16 protein-coding genes are annotated in these 16,185 nt (G+C 72.2%); 6 read left to right on the forward strand and 10 right to left on the reverse strand.

What is annotated here, in order from left to right:
- Positions 1-111: 111 nt before the first annotated feature.
- The 6 genes from araD to AC067Z_RS17325 form a co-directional block, all read right to left on the reverse strand.
- Positions 112-1,833: an L-arabinonate dehydratase gene (gene araD, locus AC067Z_RS17300; protein WP_478790361.1), complete on the reverse strand. Its 1,722-nt coding sequence runs from the start codon at positions 1,831-1,833 to the stop codon at positions 112-114.
- Positions 1,826-2,731, reverse strand: a complete 906-nt coding sequence (locus AC067Z_RS17305) for a dihydrodipicolinate synthase family protein (RefSeq protein WP_478790362.1) — start codon at positions 2,729-2,731, stop codon at positions 1,826-1,828. The genes araD and AC067Z_RS17305 overlap by 8 nt, the downstream gene beginning before the upstream one ends.
- 28 nt (positions 2,732-2,759) lie before the next feature.
- Entirely contained in the window at positions 2,760-3,407 is a 648-nt protein-coding gene (locus AC067Z_RS17310; protein WP_478790363.1) for a GntR family transcriptional regulator, read from the reverse strand.
- Between the two features lie 136 nt (positions 3,408-3,543).
- Positions 3,544-4,626: an acyl-CoA dehydrogenase family protein gene (locus tag AC067Z_RS17315; protein ID WP_478790364.1), complete on the reverse strand. Its 1,083-nt coding sequence runs from the start codon at positions 4,624-4,626 to the stop codon at positions 3,544-3,546.
- Between the two features lie 27 nt (positions 4,627-4,653).
- A complete protein-coding gene (locus AC067Z_RS17320) occupies positions 4,654-5,646 on the reverse strand; it encodes an acyl-CoA dehydrogenase family protein (RefSeq protein WP_478790365.1) in 993 nt (330 codons plus the stop codon).
- Positions 5,646-6,815, reverse strand: a complete 1,170-nt coding sequence (locus AC067Z_RS17325; protein ID WP_478790366.1) for an acyl-CoA dehydrogenase family protein — start codon at positions 6,813-6,815, stop codon at positions 5,646-5,648. The genes AC067Z_RS17320 and AC067Z_RS17325 overlap by 1 nt, the downstream gene beginning before the upstream one ends.
- Before the next feature lie 162 nt (positions 6,816-6,977).
- Between AC067Z_RS17325 and AC067Z_RS17330 the strand changes: the two genes are divergently transcribed.
- The 4 genes from AC067Z_RS17330 to AC067Z_RS17345 are packed head-to-tail and all read left to right on the forward strand — an operon-like array spanning position 6,978 to position 10,741.
- Positions 6,978-8,138, forward strand: a complete 1,161-nt coding sequence (locus AC067Z_RS17330; protein WP_478790367.1) for an acyl-CoA dehydrogenase family protein — start codon at positions 6,978-6,980, stop codon at positions 8,136-8,138.
- Positions 8,135-8,920 carry an SDR family oxidoreductase gene (locus AC067Z_RS17335; RefSeq protein WP_478790368.1) on the forward strand — a complete coding sequence of 262 codons (786 nt, stop codon included), beginning with the start codon at positions 8,135-8,137 and terminating at the stop codon, positions 8,918-8,920. The genes AC067Z_RS17330 and AC067Z_RS17335 overlap by 4 nt, the downstream gene beginning before the upstream one ends.
- Before the next feature lie 45 nt (positions 8,921-8,965).
- The gene (locus AC067Z_RS17340; RefSeq protein WP_478790430.1) at positions 8,966-9,553 is read left to right on the forward strand and encodes a TetR/AcrR family transcriptional regulator; all 588 of its coding nucleotides are present in this window, start codon (positions 8,966-8,968) and stop codon (positions 9,551-9,553) included.
- Between the two features lie 30 nt (positions 9,554-9,583).
- A complete protein-coding gene (locus AC067Z_RS17345) occupies positions 9,584-10,741 on the forward strand; it encodes an acetyl-CoA C-acetyltransferase (protein WP_478790369.1) in 1,158 nt (385 codons plus the stop codon).
- A gap of 34 nt (positions 10,742-10,775) precedes the next feature.
- Here the strand turns inward: AC067Z_RS17345 and AC067Z_RS17350 are convergent, their stop codons facing one another.
- The 4 genes from AC067Z_RS17350 to AC067Z_RS17365 are packed head-to-tail and all read right to left on the reverse strand — an operon-like array spanning position 10,776 to position 14,282.
- Positions 10,776-11,864, reverse strand: coding sequence for an NAD(P)H-dependent flavin oxidoreductase (locus AC067Z_RS17350; RefSeq protein ID WP_478790370.1), 1,089 nt, complete (start codon positions 11,862-11,864; stop codon positions 10,776-10,778).
- Positions 11,861-12,628 (reverse strand): CoA-transferase subunit beta, encoded by a 768-nt coding sequence (locus tag AC067Z_RS17355; protein WP_478790371.1) that lies wholly within the window; start codon positions 12,626-12,628, stop codon positions 11,861-11,863. The genes AC067Z_RS17350 and AC067Z_RS17355 overlap by 4 nt, the downstream gene beginning before the upstream one ends.
- The gene (locus AC067Z_RS17360; RefSeq protein WP_478790372.1) at positions 12,625-13,494 is read right to left on the reverse strand and encodes a CoA transferase subunit A; all 870 of its coding nucleotides are present in this window, start codon (positions 13,492-13,494) and stop codon (positions 12,625-12,627) included. Before AC067Z_RS17360 ends, AC067Z_RS17355 begins: the two co-directional genes overlap by 4 nt.
- Positions 13,491-14,282, reverse strand: coding sequence for an enoyl-CoA hydratase family protein (locus AC067Z_RS17365; RefSeq protein WP_478790373.1), 792 nt, complete (start codon positions 14,280-14,282; stop codon positions 13,491-13,493). The genes AC067Z_RS17360 and AC067Z_RS17365 overlap by 4 nt, the downstream gene beginning before the upstream one ends.
- A 79-nt stretch (positions 14,283-14,361) precedes the next feature.
- On the opposite strand from AC067Z_RS17365, the gene AC067Z_RS17370 reads away from it, so the two are divergent.
- The gene (locus AC067Z_RS17370) at positions 14,362-15,174 is read left to right on the forward strand and encodes an SDR family oxidoreductase (RefSeq protein ID WP_478790374.1); all 813 of its coding nucleotides are present in this window, start codon (positions 14,362-14,364) and stop codon (positions 15,172-15,174) included.
- Positions 15,171-16,082, forward strand: a complete 912-nt coding sequence (locus AC067Z_RS17375; protein WP_478790375.1) for an SDR family oxidoreductase — start codon at positions 15,171-15,173, stop codon at positions 16,080-16,082. The genes AC067Z_RS17370 and AC067Z_RS17375 overlap by 4 nt, the downstream gene beginning before the upstream one ends.
- The last annotated feature ends 103 nt before the right edge of the window (positions 16,083-16,185 follow it).

A 16,185-nucleotide genomic window follows, 5' to 3' on the forward strand; every position in this document is an offset into this window, starting at 1 on the left:
GATGCTAGGGCTTTTCGTTGGATCGCGCCGGGCTCGCGTGCCCTGGTGCCGCGGCCGGGCGAGGCGGGATGTGTCGTCATGCTGTGCGGCGCGGCCCGCGGTATTGACCGGTCACCCCGCGTACGGTTCCGGCACCGCGCCGGGGCGGGCCAGGAACGCGAAGTCGCAGCCCGTGTCGGCCTGGGTGATCTGCTCGGTGTAGAGCGCGCCGTAGCCGCGTCCGTAGCGGGCGGGCGGCGGGGTCCACCGTGCCCGGCGGCGCGCCAGCTCCGCGTCGTCCACATGCAGCCGCAGCTCGCGGGCCGGTACGTCGAGGGTGATGAGGTCGCCGGTGCGTACCAGCGCGAGCGGACCGCCGACGTAGGACTCGGGTGCCACATGGAGCACGCAGGTGCCGTAACTCGTACCGCTCATCCGGGCGTCGGAGATCCGCACCATGTCGCGGACGCCCTGCTTCAGCAGACGGCCGGGTATCGGCAGCATGCCGTACTCGGGCATGCCGGGACCGCCCTTCGGGCCCGCGTTGCGCAGCACCAGCACATGGTCGGCGGTGACACCCAGCGCCGGGTCGTCGATGGTGGCCTGCATCTGCCGGTAGTCGTCGAAGACGACGGCGGGTCCGGTGTGCGTGAGCAGATGCGGTTCCGCGGCGATGTGCTTGATCACGGCGCCGTCCGGGCAGAGGTTGCCGCGCAGCACGGCGACGCCGCCTTCGGCCGCGAGCGGGTCGTCGAGGGGGCGGATGACGTCCGCGTCGTGGACCCGGGCGCCGGCCAGTTGCTCGCGCATCGTGTCGTGGGCGACCGTGGGCCGGTCCAGATGGAGAAGACCCGTCAACCGGGACAGGAACCCCGGGAGCCCGCCCGCGAAGTGGAAGTCCTCCATGAGGTACCGGCCGCCGGGGCGCAGATTGGCGAGTACCGGAACCGTCCGCGCGATCCGGTCGAAGTCGTCCAGGGTGAGCGTCACCCCGGCCCGGCCCGCCATCGCGATCAAATGGATCACGGCATTCGTCGACCCGCCGAGCGCCAGCACGGCGGCCACCGCGTCCTCGAAGGCGTCGCGCGTCAGGATCTGCGACAACGTCTTGTTCTGCCATACGAGTTCGACGACGCGCATCCCCGACTCGGCGGCCATCCGCTCGTGGCCGGAGTCGACGGCCGGTATCGAGGACGCTCCGGGCACGGTGACACCGAGCGTTTCGGCGGCGGCGGTCAGGGTGGAGGCCGTGCCCATGGTCATGCAGTGGCCGGGGGAGCGGGCCAGGCCGCTCTCCAGCTCCGACAACTCGCAGTCGCCGATCACCCCGGCGCGCCGCTCGTCCCAGTACTTCCACATGTCCGTGCCCGAGCCGAGGACCTCGTTGCGCCAGTGACCGGGCAACATCGGCCCCGCGGGAACGAACACGGCCGGCAGATCGGCGCTGGCGGCCCCCATCAGTAGCGCGGGCGTCGACTTGTCGCAGCCGCCGAGCAGGACCGCGCCGTCGACCGGGTAGGAGCGCAGCAGTTCCTCCGTCTCCATGGCGAGCAGGTTCCGGTACAGCATCGGCGTCGGCTTCTGGAACGTCTCGGACAGCGTGGAGACCGGGAACTCCAGCGGGAATCCGCCGGCCTGCCACACCCCGCGCTTCACCGCCTGCGCACGCTCGCGCAGATGGACATGGCAGGGGTTGATGTCGGACCACGTGTTGAGGATCGCGACGACCGGCTTGCCGAGATGTTCTTCGGGCAGATAGCCGAGCTGGCGGGTACGGGCGCGGTGGGAGAACGAGCGCAGCCCATCGGTCCCGTACCACTGATGACTGCGCAGCTCGTCGGGGCTTCTACGCAACGTCCCACTCCTTGACGAGGGAGGCGACCTCGGCGCGCTGTGCCACGGGCAGTGTCGTGCTCGGCGGGCGCACGTCGCGGCGGCACAGGCCCATTGATGCCAGCGCCTCCTTGACGACGCTCACGTTGTCCGCCGACCGGTCGGCTGCCCGCAGCTCCTCGAAGCGGCGGATCCGTTCCCACAGGGTCAGGGCCGCCGCCCGGTCGCCTGCCCGCAGCGCGGCAAGCATCCCGGTCGACACCGACGGGGCAACATTGACGAGCCCGGAGGTGAAACCGGTCGCCCCCATCGCCCAGTACGCCGGCGCGTGGAGCTCCGCCAGGCCGGCCACCCATACGAAGCGGTCGATGCCTGCCTCGTGGGCGAAGGCTCCGAAGTGCGCCGCGTCGGGAACGGCGTACTTCGCGCCGATGACGTTGGGGCAGTGGTCGGCGAGCTCGGCGATCAGGCTCCCGTCGAGGCGGGGGTCGCGGAGGTAGGGGACGACACCCAGCTCCGGGACCGCGTCGGCGATCGTGCGGTGGTAGGCCACCCAGCCGCCCCGGGAGACATAGGGGTGCACGGGCTGATGCACCATGATCATGTCGGCTCCAGCGTCCCTGGCGTGCTCGGCCGCCGCGACGGCGGCGGGCAGTTCGTGTCCCACGCCCACGACCACCCGGGCCCGCCCCTGCGCCTCGGCCACGGCCAACTCGGTGACTGCGCGCCGCTCTTCGGGTGTCAGCGTGTAGAACTCGCCGGTGTTGCCGTTGGGGGTGACGGTTCGTATTCCGTTGTCGAGCAGCCTGCGCAGCAGATTCCGGTACGCGTGGCGGTCGACGTCCCCGTCGGGGCCGAACGGGGTGACGGGGATCGCCACGACATCGGCGAGTGCGTCCCTCAGCGGTGCGAAGTCCATGCGGCCTGCCCTTCCTGTCGGTGCTTCTTCACTCCTGTCCGTCCTGGGCGGGGAAAGCCCGGCCGACGAACGCGGTGATGTGGTCGTGCAGCGCGCCGGCCGCGCCCGAGGCGTCGCCGGCCAGCGCCAGCCGGAGGATCTCCCGGTGCTCACCGGCCTCCCGCTCCCAGGAGGGGACCGCGGACCAAGCCACGGCGGACACCAGCGCCGCCTGGTCCCGGACGTCGTCGAGCATGCGGACCAGGAGCGGGTTGCCGCACGGCTGGTAGAGGGCGCGGTGGAAGTCCCGGTTGGCCAGGGACCGTTCGGCGGCGTCGTCGGCCGCATCCGCCCGCACCAGTGCCTCGGTCGCCTCCTGCAACGAGGCGCCCCGGCCGATGGTGCGCCGCAGCGCCTCGGGCTCCAGCAGTAGCCGTACGTCGTAGACCTCGTGGGCCATGCCGGCGTCGACGGTACGGACGGTGACGCCCTTGTACTGGTTCATCACGACGAGTCCGGTACCGGCGAGGGTTTTCAGCGCCTCGCGCACGGGCGTCTTGGACACCCCGAACTGCGCGGCCAGTTCGGTCTCGACCAGCGACTGGCCGGGCTGCAGCCGCCCGGTGAGGATCGCGTGCTTGACCGCTTCCAGGACGTACTGGGTGCGGGAGGGGAGGGAGGCCGGGGCAAAGGTCATGTGCGTGTCTCGTGTATCGCGTCTCATATATGACGTACGGAGTATGACGCCGTGACGGTAGGACCGGCCGGGGGTTCCCGTCAATGCCTCGGACGCATTGATCGATGGATCCGCCGCGCCCCGGCAGAGCCGTGTGTCAGCAGGCGCCGGGGGTCAGCCCCAACTCGGCTGCCAGGCGCGCCCGGTGCCAGGCGGGCGGGCCGAGCAGCATGCCCGCGCCGTGCGCGCGTTTGAAGTAGCGGTGGGCTTCGTGTTCCCAGGTGATGGCGATGCCGCCGTGCAGCTGGATCATCTCGCCGGCGACCGCCGAGAAAGCCTCGGAGCAGACGGACTTGGCGAGGGCCGCACAGCGGGACAGCCGTGCCGGGCGTCCCGCCACGGCGTCGGCCGCACCGAGCGCCGCCGAGCGGGCCGACTCGACCAGGACGTAGGCGTCCGCGAGACGATGCTTGACGGCCTGGAACGAGCCGATGGGGCGGCCGAACTGGACGCGGTCCTTGGCGAAGGCGACCGTCGCCTCCAGACAGTGCTCGGCTGCACCCGTCTGCTCGGCCGCGAGCGCCGCGCAGCCCACGTCCAGCACGTGCCACAGCACGCGACCGCCCGCGCCGTCGGCACCGACGAGCCGGGCCTGCGCGCCGGACAGCACGACACGGGCGAGCGCCCGTGTGCCGTCCATCGTGACGGTCGCCTCGCGGCGCACGCCGGTGGCGTCGGGTGCCACATGGAACAGCGAGACCCCTGCGTCCGTACGGGCAGCCACCACCAGCACATCGGCGTCGAAGCCGTCCAGCACATGCTCCTTGGTCCCGGTGATCCGCCATGTCCCGCCGGGCCCCGCCACGGCCAGGGCCCGCACCTTCCCCGGATCCCAGGAGCCGTCCTCCGCCCACGCCAGCGCGCCCACGGACCGCCCCTCGGCGAGCGCGGGCAGCAGCCGTGCGCAGGCCGCCGCGTCACCGGAGGCCAGAAGTGCCTGCACCGTCAGCACCGCGGACCCGAGGAAGGGCGCCGGGGACAGGGCGCGGCCCAGCTCCTCCATGACGACATGGACCTCCCGCGCCCCGCAGCCCGCACCGCCGTACTCCTCCGGTACGGCGAGCCCGGCGACACCGATCTGCGCGCTCAGCGGACCCCAGGCGGCGCCGCCGGTATGGCGGGCGAGCAACGACCTCACGGCGTCCCGCAGTTCTTCCTGTTCCTTCGTCGGCCGCACCATCCGTTCCCTTCGTCGCGGCGGAGCCGTTCAGGGGGCCAGCACCCGCGCCCGGCAGGCCGAGGGCGTGCCCCACGCATCGCGCAGCGGACGTGCCTTGCGGATCCACAGCGACAGGGCCGGCTCCTCGGTGTAGCCGGCGGCGCCGTGCACCTGCAGCGCCGTACGGGCTGCGGCGTACGCGGCCTCGCCCGCGGCGACCTTGGCGGCGGCGATCTCGCGGTCCGCCGCGTCCGCAGTGCCCGACGACAGGGCCAAAGCCGCGGCATGGAGCAGGGGCCCGGCGAACTCCAGGGCGAGCAAGGTGTCCGCCAAGCGGTGCTTGACCGCCTGGAACGAGCCGATCGCGGCGCCGAACTGAGTGCGCTGCCGCGCGTGGGCGACCGTGCCGTCCAGCAGGGCGCGGCCGAGCCCCAGGGCCTGCGCTGCGGTCGCCAGGGCCGCGAACCGGGCGGCGTGCGCGGCTGCTTCGGCGACGGCCGGGCCGCGCACCAGGACCGTACCGCCGAGGGGGCGGGACAGGCGGCGCGCCGGGTCCGCCGAGCGCTGGACCGGCCCGGCGCCCTCCGCGAGACGCACGGCGTCGTTCTCGACGACGAACACGGCGTCGGCGGTGTCCGCGTCCAGCGCGAACGGGCCGCAGACCGCCGGGATGCACAGCGAGGCCACGGCCTTGCCCGAGGCGATCCGCGGCAGCCACTCGTCCGCGGCACCGGTGTCGCCCAGCCGGTCCAGCAGCGCCGCCGCGGCGACCGACTCGACGAGCGGTCCGGGCACGGCGTGACGGCCCGACTCGACGAACGCGAGAGCCAGTTCGACCGGCCGCAGGCCCAGGCCCTCGTATCGCTCCGGTACGGCCAGTGCGAAGACCCCGGTCTCGGCGAGCCGCGTCCACAGAGCCCGGCCGGGCGCGCTGTTCCCGGCCGCCCAGGCCCGCACGACCGCGGGTGTCGCCGCCGCCGTCAGCATGCCGTCCAGCGCGCGGGTGAACTCCCGCTGCTCGTCGTCGGGGAGAAAGCGCATCACCGACGTCCTTTCGGCAGACCGAGCAGCCGCTCGGCGATGATGTCGCGCTGGATCTCGTTGGTTCCGGCATAGATGGGCCCCGCGAGCGAGAACGTGTGGCCCTCGGCCCAACTGCCGTGCGCAGGTGCCTCCCCGGCCTCGTCGGACAACTCGCCGTACGGGCCGAGCAGATCGAGCGCCGTCTCGTGGATGGCGATGTCCAGCTCGGACCAGAAGACCTTGTTGAGACTCGCGCCCGCCCCGACCGTGCCGCCGGCGGCGATCCGCGAGGCGGTCGCGTAGGCGTACAGCTGATGGGCGCGGGCGCCGATCACGGCGTCGGCGACCCGGTCGCGCAGGGCGGTGTCGCCGGGGTCGGCGTGCTCCCGCCACAGCCGGGTCAGCCGTCCGGCGGCGGCCACGAAGCGGCCGGGACTGCGCAGGGTCAGCCCGCGTTCGTTGCCCGCGGTGCTCATCGCGACCTGCCAGCCCCGGCCGGGCTCACCGATGACGTCCTCGTCGGGGACGAAGACGTCGTCCAGGAAGAGTTCGGCGAAGGCGGGCTTGCCGTCGAGACGGCCGATCGGCCGCACGGTCACCCCGGGAGCGTCGAGCGGGAACATCAGATAGGTCAGGCCCTGATGGGGCCTCGGGGTGTGCGGCTCGCTGCGGAACAGACCGAAGGCGCGGTCGGCGAAGGCCGCGCGGGACGACCAGGTCTTCTGACCGCTGATCAGCCATCCGCCGTCGGTCCGCACTGCCGTGGACCGCAGCGAGGCGAGGTCGGACCCGGCCTCCGGTTCGGACCACGCCTGGGCCCAGACCGTGTCGCCGCTCGCCATCGGCGGCAGGATGCGTGCGCGCTGCTCGTCGGTTCCGTGCTCGAAGAGGGTGGGGGCGAGCAGGCTGATGCCGTTCTGGCCGACCCGGCCGGGTGCTCCGGCGGCGTAGTACTCCTCCTCGAAGATCAGCCATTGCGTCAGCGAGGCGGCGCGCCCGCCGAACTCCTTCGGCCACGGGACCACCGACCAGCGGTCCGCCCAAAGCGTGCGCTCCCACTCCCGGTGGGCCGCGAACCCTTCGGCAGTCTCCAGCGAGGGCAGTGGAACGGCTGGGACGTGAGCGGCGAGCCAGTCGCGCGCCGCGGCGCGGAACGCGTCCTCGGCCGCGCTGAATTCGAGGTCCATCAGATGCCTGCCCCCGCGTCCGTGCGGGGGGCGAAGCCTGCGTCGCGTGCGGGTTCGTCATGGGCAGCGGGCATGCGGCCCTCCTTCCCTAACAAGTGTTTGGTAGGTTAACGTAGGCGCCCTCGGGCGTCGAGAGCCGCTGCCTTGGACCGGGAGCCGCCGATGAGCACCGTCGAGGAGTTCCGCGCCGAGTTCCGTGCCTGGCTGCGGGCCGCGCTCACCGGTGAGTTCGCCGCCCTGCGCGGCCGCGGAGGACCGGGCAGGGAACACGAGGCCTTCGCCGAACGGCTCGCCTGGGAACGGCACATGGCCGACGCCGGCTGGACCTGCGTCGGCTGGCCCGAGGAGCACGGCGGCCGGGGCGCGGACCTCGACCAACAGGTCGCGTTCCACGAGGAGTACGCACTCGCCGACGCGCCGGCCCGCGTCAACCACATCGGCGAACAGCTCCTCGGCCCCACGCTCATCGCCTTCGGAACGGCCCGCCAGCGCGCGCGCTTCCTCCCGGAGATCGTCGCCGTCCGCGAACTGTGGTGCCAGGGCTACAGCGAGCCGGACGCCGGATCGGACCTCGCGAGCATCCGGACCCGGGCGGAACGGGACGGCGACGGCTGGCTCGTCACCGGCCAGAAGACCTGGACCTCGCTCGCCCACCACGCCGACTGGTGCTTCGTGCTCGCCCGCACCGAACCCGGCTCCGAGCGGCACGCCGGACTGTCGTACCTGCTCGTCCCGCTGGACCGGCCCGGTGTGGAGATACGGCCCATCACCCAGCTCACCGGCACCTCCGAGTTCAACGAGGTGTTCTTCGACGGCGCCCGCTCCCAGGACGTCGTCGGCGCACCCGGCGACGGATGGAAGGTCGCCATGGCAACTCTCGGATTCGAGCGCGGCGTGTCCACCCTCGGCCAGCAGGTCGGATTCCGGCGCGAGCTGGAGGCCGTGATCGAACTGGCCAGGCGCAGCGGGGCCGTCGACGACCCGCTGATCCGCGACCGGCTCGTCCGGGCGTGGACCGGGCTCGAGACCATCCGCTTCAACGCGCTGCGCATGCTCGACGGCGTGGCCGCAGGAGCGCCCGGACCCGAGGCATCCATCGGCAAGATCTTCTGGGCCACCTGGCACCGCGAACTGGGCGAGCTCGCCATGGACGTCTGCGGCGCGGCCGGAATGCTCGCCGCGGGCGAGCCGTACGAACTCACCGACTGGCAGCGGCTGTTCCTCTTCTCCCGCGCCGACACTCTCTACGCGGGCTCCAACGAGATCCAGCGCAACATCATCGCCGAGCGCGTCCTCGGCCTGCCCAGGGAGGCCCGCCCATGAACCTCGATCCGGAGTACGTCCCCGGCCACGGGCTGCTCGCCGGACGCAGCGGGGTCATCACCGCCGCCGCCGGCGCGGGCATCGGCGGCGCGACTGCCCGCCGCCTGCTGGAAGAGGGTGCCACCGTTGTCGTCTCGGACGCCCATGCCCGCCGTCTGAAGGAGACCGAAGCGGCGCTCGCCGCCGAATTCGGAGCGGACCGCGTGGCGGCCGTGCCCTGCGACGTGACCGACCAGGCACAGGTCGACGCCCTCTTCGACACGGCACAGGAACGTCACGGGCGCCTCGACGTCGTCGTCAACAACGCGGGGCTCGGCGGCACCGCCGACCTCGTCGACATGAGCGACGAGCAATGGGACAGGGTTCTCGGCGTCACCCTCGACGGGACCTTCCGCTGCACCCGCGCCGCGCTGCGCCGGATGAAGGCCACGGGCCGCGGCGGAGTCGTCGTCAACAACGCCTCCGTGGTCGGCTGGCGCGCCCAGCGCGGCCAGGCGCACTATGCCGCCGCCAAGGCCGGCGTGATGGCGCTCACCCGCTGCGCCGCAGTGGAGGCGGCGGCATTCGGCGTACGCGTCAACGCCGTCTCGCCGAGCCTCGCCATGCATCCCCACCTGGCGAAGGTCACCACGCCGGAACTGCTGGCGGAACTCACCTCGCGCGAGGCGTTCGGCCGCCACGCCGAGCCGTGGGAGGTCGCCAACGTGATCGTCTTCCTGGCCAGCGGCTACTCCTCCTACCTGACCGGCGAGGTGCTGTCGGTCAGCAGCCAGCACGCGTGAGGCGAGAATGAGCGGGTGCAGAAGAGAACCGGGAAGAAGCCCACGATGACACCCTCGCCCGAGCGGCGTGAGGAACTCCTCGCGGTCGCCGCCGAGGTGTTCGCCGCCCAGGGCTACAACGCCACCACCGTCCGCAGGATCGCGGACGAGGCGGGGATGCTCGCGGGCAGCCTCTACTACCACTTCGACTCCAAGGAGTCGATGCTGGACGAGATCCTCTCCACGTTCCTGAACGAGCTGTGGGACCGCTACGACGCTGTTCTCGACGGCGGCCTCGGTCCCCGGGAGACCCTCGAGGCGCTCGTCACCGAGTCCTTCCGCGAGATCGGCCGTCACCGGGCCGCGGTCGCCATCTACCAGAAAGAGGCCCGCCACCTGCAGAACCAGCCGCGGTTCGGCTACCTCGCCGCCTCGCAGCAGAAGTTCGAGAAGGCGTGGCTGGGAACCCTGGAACGCGGCGTGGCCGCCGAGGTCTTCCGCGCCGACCTCGACGTACGACTCACCTACCGCTTCGTGCGCGACACCGTCTGGGTCGCCGCGTCCTGGTACCGCCCGGACGGACACCACAGCCCCGAGGAGATCGCCCGCCAGTACCTGTCGATCGTCCTGGAGGGCATCGCCCTGCGGGAATGACCCGCGAACGCGACAGAAGGAGCAGCAGCCATGGCCGAGGCATACATCGTCGAAGCAGTACGCACCCCGGTCGGCAGGCGGGGCGGCGGACTCGCCGCCGTACACCCCGCCGACCTCGGCGCTCATGTGCTCACCGCGCTGATGGAGCGGTCGGGAGTCGACCCGGCGGCCGTGGAGGACGTCGTCCTCGGCTGCCTGGACACGGTCGGCCCGCAGGCCGGTGACATAGCCCGCACCTCCTGGCTCGCCGCCGGGCTGCCCGAAGAGGTACCCGGGGTCACCGTCGACCGCCAGTGCGGATCCTCGCAGCAGGCCCTGCACTTCGCCGCCCAGGCCGTGCTTTCCGGGACACAGGACCTGGTGGTCGCCGGCGGCACGCAGAACATGTCGCAGATCCCGATCGCCTTCGCGAGCCGGCAGGCCGCCGTCCCCCTCGGGCTCACCGAGGGCCCGTTCGCCGGCTCCGCGGGATGGCGCGCCCGCTACGGCGACCGGCCCGTCAATCAGTTCCACGGCGCCGAACTGATCGCCCGCAAGTGGAACATCTCCCGTCAGGACATGGAGGAGTTCGCGCTGCGCTCACACCGGCGGGCCGTGCGCGCGATCGACGAGGGGCGTTTCGACCGCGAGATCGTCGCCTGCCGCGAGGTCACCCGCGACGAGGGACCGCGCCGCGACACCACCCTCGAGAAGATGGCGGGCCTGAAGCCGCTGGTCGAGGACGGCCGGCTGACCGCCGCGGTCTCCTCGCAGGTCTCCGACGGTGCGTCGGCGATGCTGATCGCCTCCGAACGCGCCGTACGCGAACACGGACTCACGCCCCGCGCGCGGGTCCACCACCTCTCCGTGCGGGGCGAGGACCCCATCAGAATGCTCTCCGCACCCATCCCCGCGACCGCGTACGCGCTGAAGAAGGCCGGAATGACGCTCGACGACATCGATCTGGTCGAGATCAACGAGGCGTTCGCATCCGTCGTACTGGCCTGGCTGAAGGAGACCGGCGCCGACCCGGAAAAGGTCAACGTCAACGGCGGCGCCATTGCCCTGGGCCATCCGCTCGGCGCCACCGGCACCAAGCTCATGACCACGCTGCTGCACGAGCTGGAACGCACCGGTGGCCGCTACGGCCTGCAGACGATGTGCGAGGGCGGCGGCCAGGCCAACGTCACCATCGTCGAACGGCTCTGAACGGGCCGCCGGCACGGGGAGCGGGCGAGCCCCCTCAGCCCGCCCCCTCAGCCGCCCCCTCAGTCCGCCCGCGCAGGCCGGTCAGGGTGGCCTGCGCCTCGGCCATGATGCGCTCGACGAGCTCGGCACAGGACGGCAGATCCTCGATCACCCCCGCGACCTGACCGGACGCCATCACCCCGAGATCGGTGCGGCCCTCGACCATCGCCGCCCGCAGCAGCATGGGGGTGTTGGCGGCCAGCATCACCTGACTCCAGCTCAGCTCCTTGCCGTGCCTCATCGCAAGACCGTCGCGGACCAGCTGCGGCCAGCCCATGCCCGACACCTTGCGGAACGCCGCCGCGTGCCGGACGGCACGCAGCAGCGACGACGCGCGCCCCGAATGCTCCAGGGCGTCGACCAGTTCGGAGCGCAGCATCCGGTGCGGCAGGCCGTCCACCTTCGTGGTGACGGTGATGTCCTTGACCGTCGCGGACAGGTACCTGGCCTTGACCGCGTCGGGCACCGTGCTCTCGGACGTGAGCAGAAACCGGGTCCCCATGGCCACCCCAGCCGCACCGTAGGCGAGGGCGGCGACGAGACCGCGGCCGTCGTGGAACCCGCCCGCGGCGATCACCGGGATGTCCACGGCGTCCACGACTTGGGGGAGCAGTACGCCGGTGCCGACGGCGCCGGTGTGGCCGCCGCCCTCCGCGCCCTGCACCAGGACGGCGTCGGCACCCCAGGCGGCCACCTTCTCGGCGTGCCGCCGGGCCCCGACCGTCGGGATGACCACCACACCGGCGTCCTTCAGCCGGGCGATCAGCTCGCGCGACGGGGCCAGCGCGAACGAGGCGACCTTCACCCCTTCGTCGACGATGATCCGTACCCGCTCCGCGGCGTCCCCCGCGTCGGCGCGCAGATTCACCCCGAACGGTGCGCCGGTACGTGACTTGACCTCGCGCACGGCCGATCTGAGGTGTTCCGCGGTCATGGTCGCCCCGGCCAGGATCCCGAGCGCGCCCGCCTCCGCCGTCGCGGACACCAGCCGGGGGCCCGCCACCCAACCCATGCCGGTCTGCACGACCGGATGGCGTACCCCCACCAGGTCGGTCAGCGGCGTGCGGATCGTGTGACCGCTCATGCGGGCACCTCGTGGTCGCGCAGCCGCCCGGGGTCGATCACCTCGCGGATCAGCCGCAGTTCGCCGGGAGTCGGCTCGCGCGTCACCGGTACGTGGTCGGGGACGGCGAGCGCGAAACCGGTCGCCCGGACGACGTCGTCGATCGTGACGCCCGGGTGGAGCGAGCGCAGCCGCATCGTCCGGTCGGGGGTCTCGAAGTCGAAGACGCCCAGATCGCTGATGACCTCGGGGATGCGGTGGAACCGGGTCGCGGAGGGCCCGGCCGCCGCGGCACGGTCGTACCCGACCCCCGACACCATGTCGACCCGCTCGACCAAGACCCGTGCCGAGTGTCGCGGGATCCAGTAACTCGTCGGATTGTTGAGGGTGTTGACGGGCGCTCCGCGCACACCGAGCAGCTGGCGGGTCGGCCGGGACCAGTCGCCGATGCAGGAGATGTTCTGGTTGCCGTGCCGGTCGAGCTGCGCGGCGCCCATCATCACGTGCCGTCGGCCGCCGGCGACGAGTGCGAGATGCTGGCGGTAGGGCAACCAGCCCTCGATCACTCCGGGCGCGGCTCCCACCGCCGGCACGTCCCCCATCAGCATCGCTTCACCGTCGGTGAGCAGCAGCTGCGGGGCGAACGTGAGCTTCGCCAGCCGGGCGCCGACCGTCGGCACCGTACCCATCGCCGTGGCCAGCACCTCGCCCGCACCCCGCCATGCCTCGGCGCACGCCACGGCGCAGATCTCGGCCCGGGTCACCTGCTCCGCGACGGTGCTCATGCTGCCTCCTTCTTGTGGAACGCCGTCACCGCTTCCTGGTACGCGTCCTCGTCCCCGGACAGGAAGCGTTCGGCGAACTCCTGCCAGGCCACGGGGTCCCGGGCCGCCCGCGCGTAGGCCCGCTGGAACACCTCGTCGCGTTCGTGGTCGGGGACACAGGAGGTGAAATGGGCGCCGTTCGGTGTCTCGACTACACCGGTCACGAACGCGCGCTTGACGAGCAGCGACTGGGGCCCGCCTGCCGTGAGCAGTTCCGTGGTGTCCACGATCCGCTCGCACGAGACGTAGGCCGCTTCGGCGGCTTCGCAGAACAGGTCGTCGAAGTACGGATCGGGGCCCAGATACTGGCCGTTGCCCCGCGCATCGGCCCGGTTGAGGTGCACCAGTGCCGCGTCCAGGCGCAGGGCGGGGACGGCGACGAGCTCCTCGCCGTCCTCGTAGGGGGACCGTACGGTGCGCAGTTCCGGATTGACGCGCATCACGTCCGAGCCCAGGCCGGCGCGCACCGGCATGAACGGCAACCGGTGTGCGGCCGCGGTCAGTCCCCACATGAACATGGCCTCGTCGAGTTCCGTCATCTCGAACGCGCCGCGCTGCCGGGCGGCGCCGACGTGCGGCTCCAGGGGAATCGAGTCGAGAGTGGCGAACGCCGCGACCAGTCTGCCGATCTTCCCCGCAGCGGCGAGCAGGCCGACGTCGGGTCCGCCGTACGACACCACGGTCAGATCGGTGACGTCCGAGCGCAGCAATGCGCGCACCAGCGCCATCGGTTTGCGCCGCGACCCCCAGCCGCCGATACCGATCGTCATTCCGCTCGCGAGGCGGCCGACCACCTCCTCGGCGGTCATCGTCTTGTCGTCGCTCATGCGTGCTGCTCCTTGTCCGTGGCTGATGTGGCGGACGTGGCAGAGGAGTTCGAAGTGCCGAAGGTGTCGCGGATGCGGTCGGCGATCCCGCTGAGGTTGGCCTCGAAGGTGAAGCCCTGCTCGAAGCGGTAGCTGCGGTGCACGTCGACCGGGTCGATGCCGTTGAGGGCGGACTTGGCGAGGCGGAGCAGCACACCGTCCTTGGCGGCGATCTCGCGTGCGAGTCCGACCGCCTCGGCCATCAGTCGCTCACGCGGGACGACCCGCCACACGGAGCCGTGCCCGTGCAACTCCCGTGCGGTGACCGTGCGCGAGGTGAAGTACAGCGTCCGCATCAGATGCTGGGGCACCAGCCGGGCGAGATGGGTCGCCGCGCCGAGCGCGCCGCGGTCCAGCTCGGGCAGCCCGAACGTGGCGTCGTCGGAGGCGACGACCGCGTCGGCGTTGCCGGCGAGACCGACGCCGCCGCCGAGACAGAAACCCTGCACGGCGGCGACCACCGGGACCTCGCAGTCGTAGACCGCGGCGAAAGCCTCGTAGCAGCCGTGGTTGGCGCCGATCAGCGCGTCATGACCGGGCGTGCGCTGCATCTCCTTGATGTCGACGCCCGCGTTGAATCCGCGGCCCTCGGCGGCGAGCACCACGCACCGGTTCCCGGCATCGGCCCCGGCCGCGCGCACGGCCGTCGCGAGGTCGTACCAGCCCTGCACGGGAAGGGCGTTGACGGGTGGGAAGTTCACGGTGACGACTGCGACGCCCTCGTACGGGGCGGAGGTGGAGACACCCATGGGCAGATCAGCTACCTTTCCACCAAACGTTTGTTAGGTGTGAAGGTAGCAGCGGCCGCCACCCAGCGGGAGGTGCCTCTTGGCAGCGATCATCGATCTGTCCGGCTCGGTCGCCGTGGTCACCGGCGGCACGCGGGGCGTGGGCGCGGGCATCACCCGCGCGCTGCTCACGGCCGGCGCCCACGTCGTGGCCTGTGCGCGCCGGCCCCCGGACGAGCCGCTGCGTGCCGCGGGGCGCAGTGCGCGCTTCCTCCCCGTCGACCTTCGTGAGGCGGGTGCTGCGGGCGAACTCCTGGCGCAGGTCCACAGCGAGTACGGCCGACTGGACACCCTCGTCAACAACGCCGGCGGTACCCCGTACCGCATGCTGGCCGACGACAGCGGCGGCGGTCACGGCCGGTACGCCGCCCGCGTCGTCGAGCTCAACCTCCTCGTACCCCTGAACGCCTCCCTCGCCGCCTACGACGTGATGTGCCGTCAGGAGCGGGGCGGCTCCATCGTGATGATCGGCAGCGTGAGCGGCACCCGCCCCTCCCCGGGCACCGCGGCCTACGGCGCCGCAAAGGCGGGTCTCGACAATCTCGCCCGCTCCATGGCCGTGGAATGGGCGCCCCGGGTACGGGTGAACACTCTCGTCCTCGGCATGGTGCGCACCGAACTCTCGTCCCTGCACTACGGGGACGAGGACGGGATCGCCGCCGTCGGCCGCACCGTCCCCCTCGGCCGGCTCGCCGAGCCGGCCGACGTCGGCGACGCGTGCGTCTTTCTCGCATCCGACCGCGCCGCGTACATCAGCGGAGCCTCACTGCACCTGCACGGAGGAGGGGAACGCCCCGCCTTCCTCGACGCCTCGAATGCCCATCGGACGCCGACGAAAGGGAACACACCATGACCGAACTGTGCGCGGGCCGGGTCGTTGCCGTCACCGGGGCCGGCCGCGGGCTCGGCCGGGCGCATGCACTCGCCTTCGCCGCCGAGGGGGCGAAGGTCGTCGTCAACGACCTCGGAGTCGCCCCCGACGGCACGGGCGGTGCCGCCGGGCCGGGCCGGCAGGTCGTCGACGAGATCCGTGCGCTCGGAGGGGAGGCGGTCGCGCACGACGCCGACATCGCCACCACCGAGGGCGCGGCCTCGCTCGTCGCCACCGCCGTCGAGGCGTTCGGCCGGCTCGACACCCTGGTCAACAACGCGGGATTCCTGCGGGACCGCATGCTCGTCAACCTCGACGAGGACGACTGGGACGCGGTCATGCGCGTCCATCTCAAGGGTCACTTCCTGCCCTTGCGGCACGCGGTCGCACACTGGCGGGCCGAGTCGAAGGCGGGCCGCACGCCCGACGCCCGGGTGATCAACACCAGTTCGGGAGCGGGGTTGCGGGGCAGCGTCGGCCAGGGCAACTACGCGGCGGCCAAGGCCGGCATCGTCGGACTCACGCTCGTCGCCGCCGCCGAGACGGCACGCTACGGAGTCCAGGTCAACGCCGTCGCCCCCGCCGCCCGCACCCGGATGACCGCGCAGACGTTCGCCACGGTCATGGCCGCACCCGAGGACGGCGGGTTCGACGCCATGGCGCCGGAGAACGTGTCGCCGCTCGTCGTCTGGCTCGGCTCGGCCGCCTCGGCCGGGGTGAGCGGCCGGGTCTTCGAGGCCGAGGGCGGACGCATCACCGTGATGGAGGGCTGGCGCGCCGGGCCCACGGCGGACAAGGGCGCGCGCTGGACCCCGGCCGAGGCGGGAGGCGCGGCGCGGGAACTGCTGGCACGGTCCGAACCGCCGGAGCCGGTCCACGGCGCGCGCTGACGCCCCCCCCGTTCGCCCCCTGCTCGGCACCGGCGCTCGGCACCCGCTCGACAGGCGAAGTGCACCGGTTTGGGCTAGATTTCTGGTCCAGTTGAGTGATCCC

The sequence above is a fragment of the Streptomyces sp. NPDC043812 genome (assembly GCF_056436245.1).

Excerpts from the sequence above, each read along its gene's own strand:
- AC067Z_RS17305 (WP_478790362.1), bottom strand. The coding sequence starts at position 2,731 with ATGGACTTCGCACCGCTGAGGGACGCACTCGCCGATGTCGTGGCGATC.
- AC067Z_RS17310 (WP_478790363.1), bottom strand. The coding sequence starts at position 3,407 with ATGACCTTTGCCCCGGCCTCCCTCCCCTCCCGCACCCAGTACGTCCTG.
- AC067Z_RS17315 (WP_478790364.1), bottom strand. The coding sequence starts at position 4,626 with ATGGTGCGGCCGACGAAGGAACAGGAAGAACTGCGGGACGCCGTGAGG.
- AC067Z_RS17320 (WP_478790365.1), bottom strand. The coding sequence starts at position 5,646 with ATGCGCTTTCTCCCCGACGACGAGCAGCGGGAGTTCACCCGCGCGCTG.
- AC067Z_RS17325 (WP_478790366.1), bottom strand. The coding sequence starts at position 6,815 with ATGGACCTCGAATTCAGCGCGGCCGAGGACGCGTTCCGCGCCGCGGCG.
- AC067Z_RS17330 (WP_478790367.1), top strand. The coding sequence starts at position 6,978 with ATGAGCACCGTCGAGGAGTTCCGCGCCGAGTTCCGTGCCTGGCTGCGG.
- AC067Z_RS17335 (WP_478790368.1), top strand. The coding sequence starts at position 8,135 with ATGAACCTCGATCCGGAGTACGTCCCCGGCCACGGGCTGCTCGCCGGA.
- AC067Z_RS17340 (WP_478790430.1), top strand. The coding sequence starts at position 8,966 with ATGACACCCTCGCCCGAGCGGCGTGAGGAACTCCTCGCGGTCGCCGCC.
- AC067Z_RS17345 (WP_478790369.1), top strand. The coding sequence starts at position 9,584 with ATGGCCGAGGCATACATCGTCGAAGCAGTACGCACCCCGGTCGGCAGG.
- AC067Z_RS17350 (WP_478790370.1), bottom strand. The coding sequence starts at position 11,864 with ATGAGCGGTCACACGATCCGCACGCCGCTGACCGACCTGGTGGGGGTA.
- AC067Z_RS17355 (WP_478790371.1), bottom strand. The coding sequence starts at position 12,628 with ATGAGCACCGTCGCGGAGCAGGTGACCCGGGCCGAGATCTGCGCCGTG.
- AC067Z_RS17360 (WP_478790372.1), bottom strand. The coding sequence starts at position 13,494 with ATGAGCGACGACAAGACGATGACCGCCGAGGAGGTGGTCGGCCGCCTC.
- AC067Z_RS17365 (WP_478790373.1), bottom strand. The coding sequence starts at position 14,282 with ATGGGTGTCTCCACCTCCGCCCCGTACGAGGGCGTCGCAGTCGTCACC.
- AC067Z_RS17375 (WP_478790375.1), top strand. The coding sequence starts at position 15,171 with ATGACCGAACTGTGCGCGGGCCGGGTCGTTGCCGTCACCGGGGCCGGC.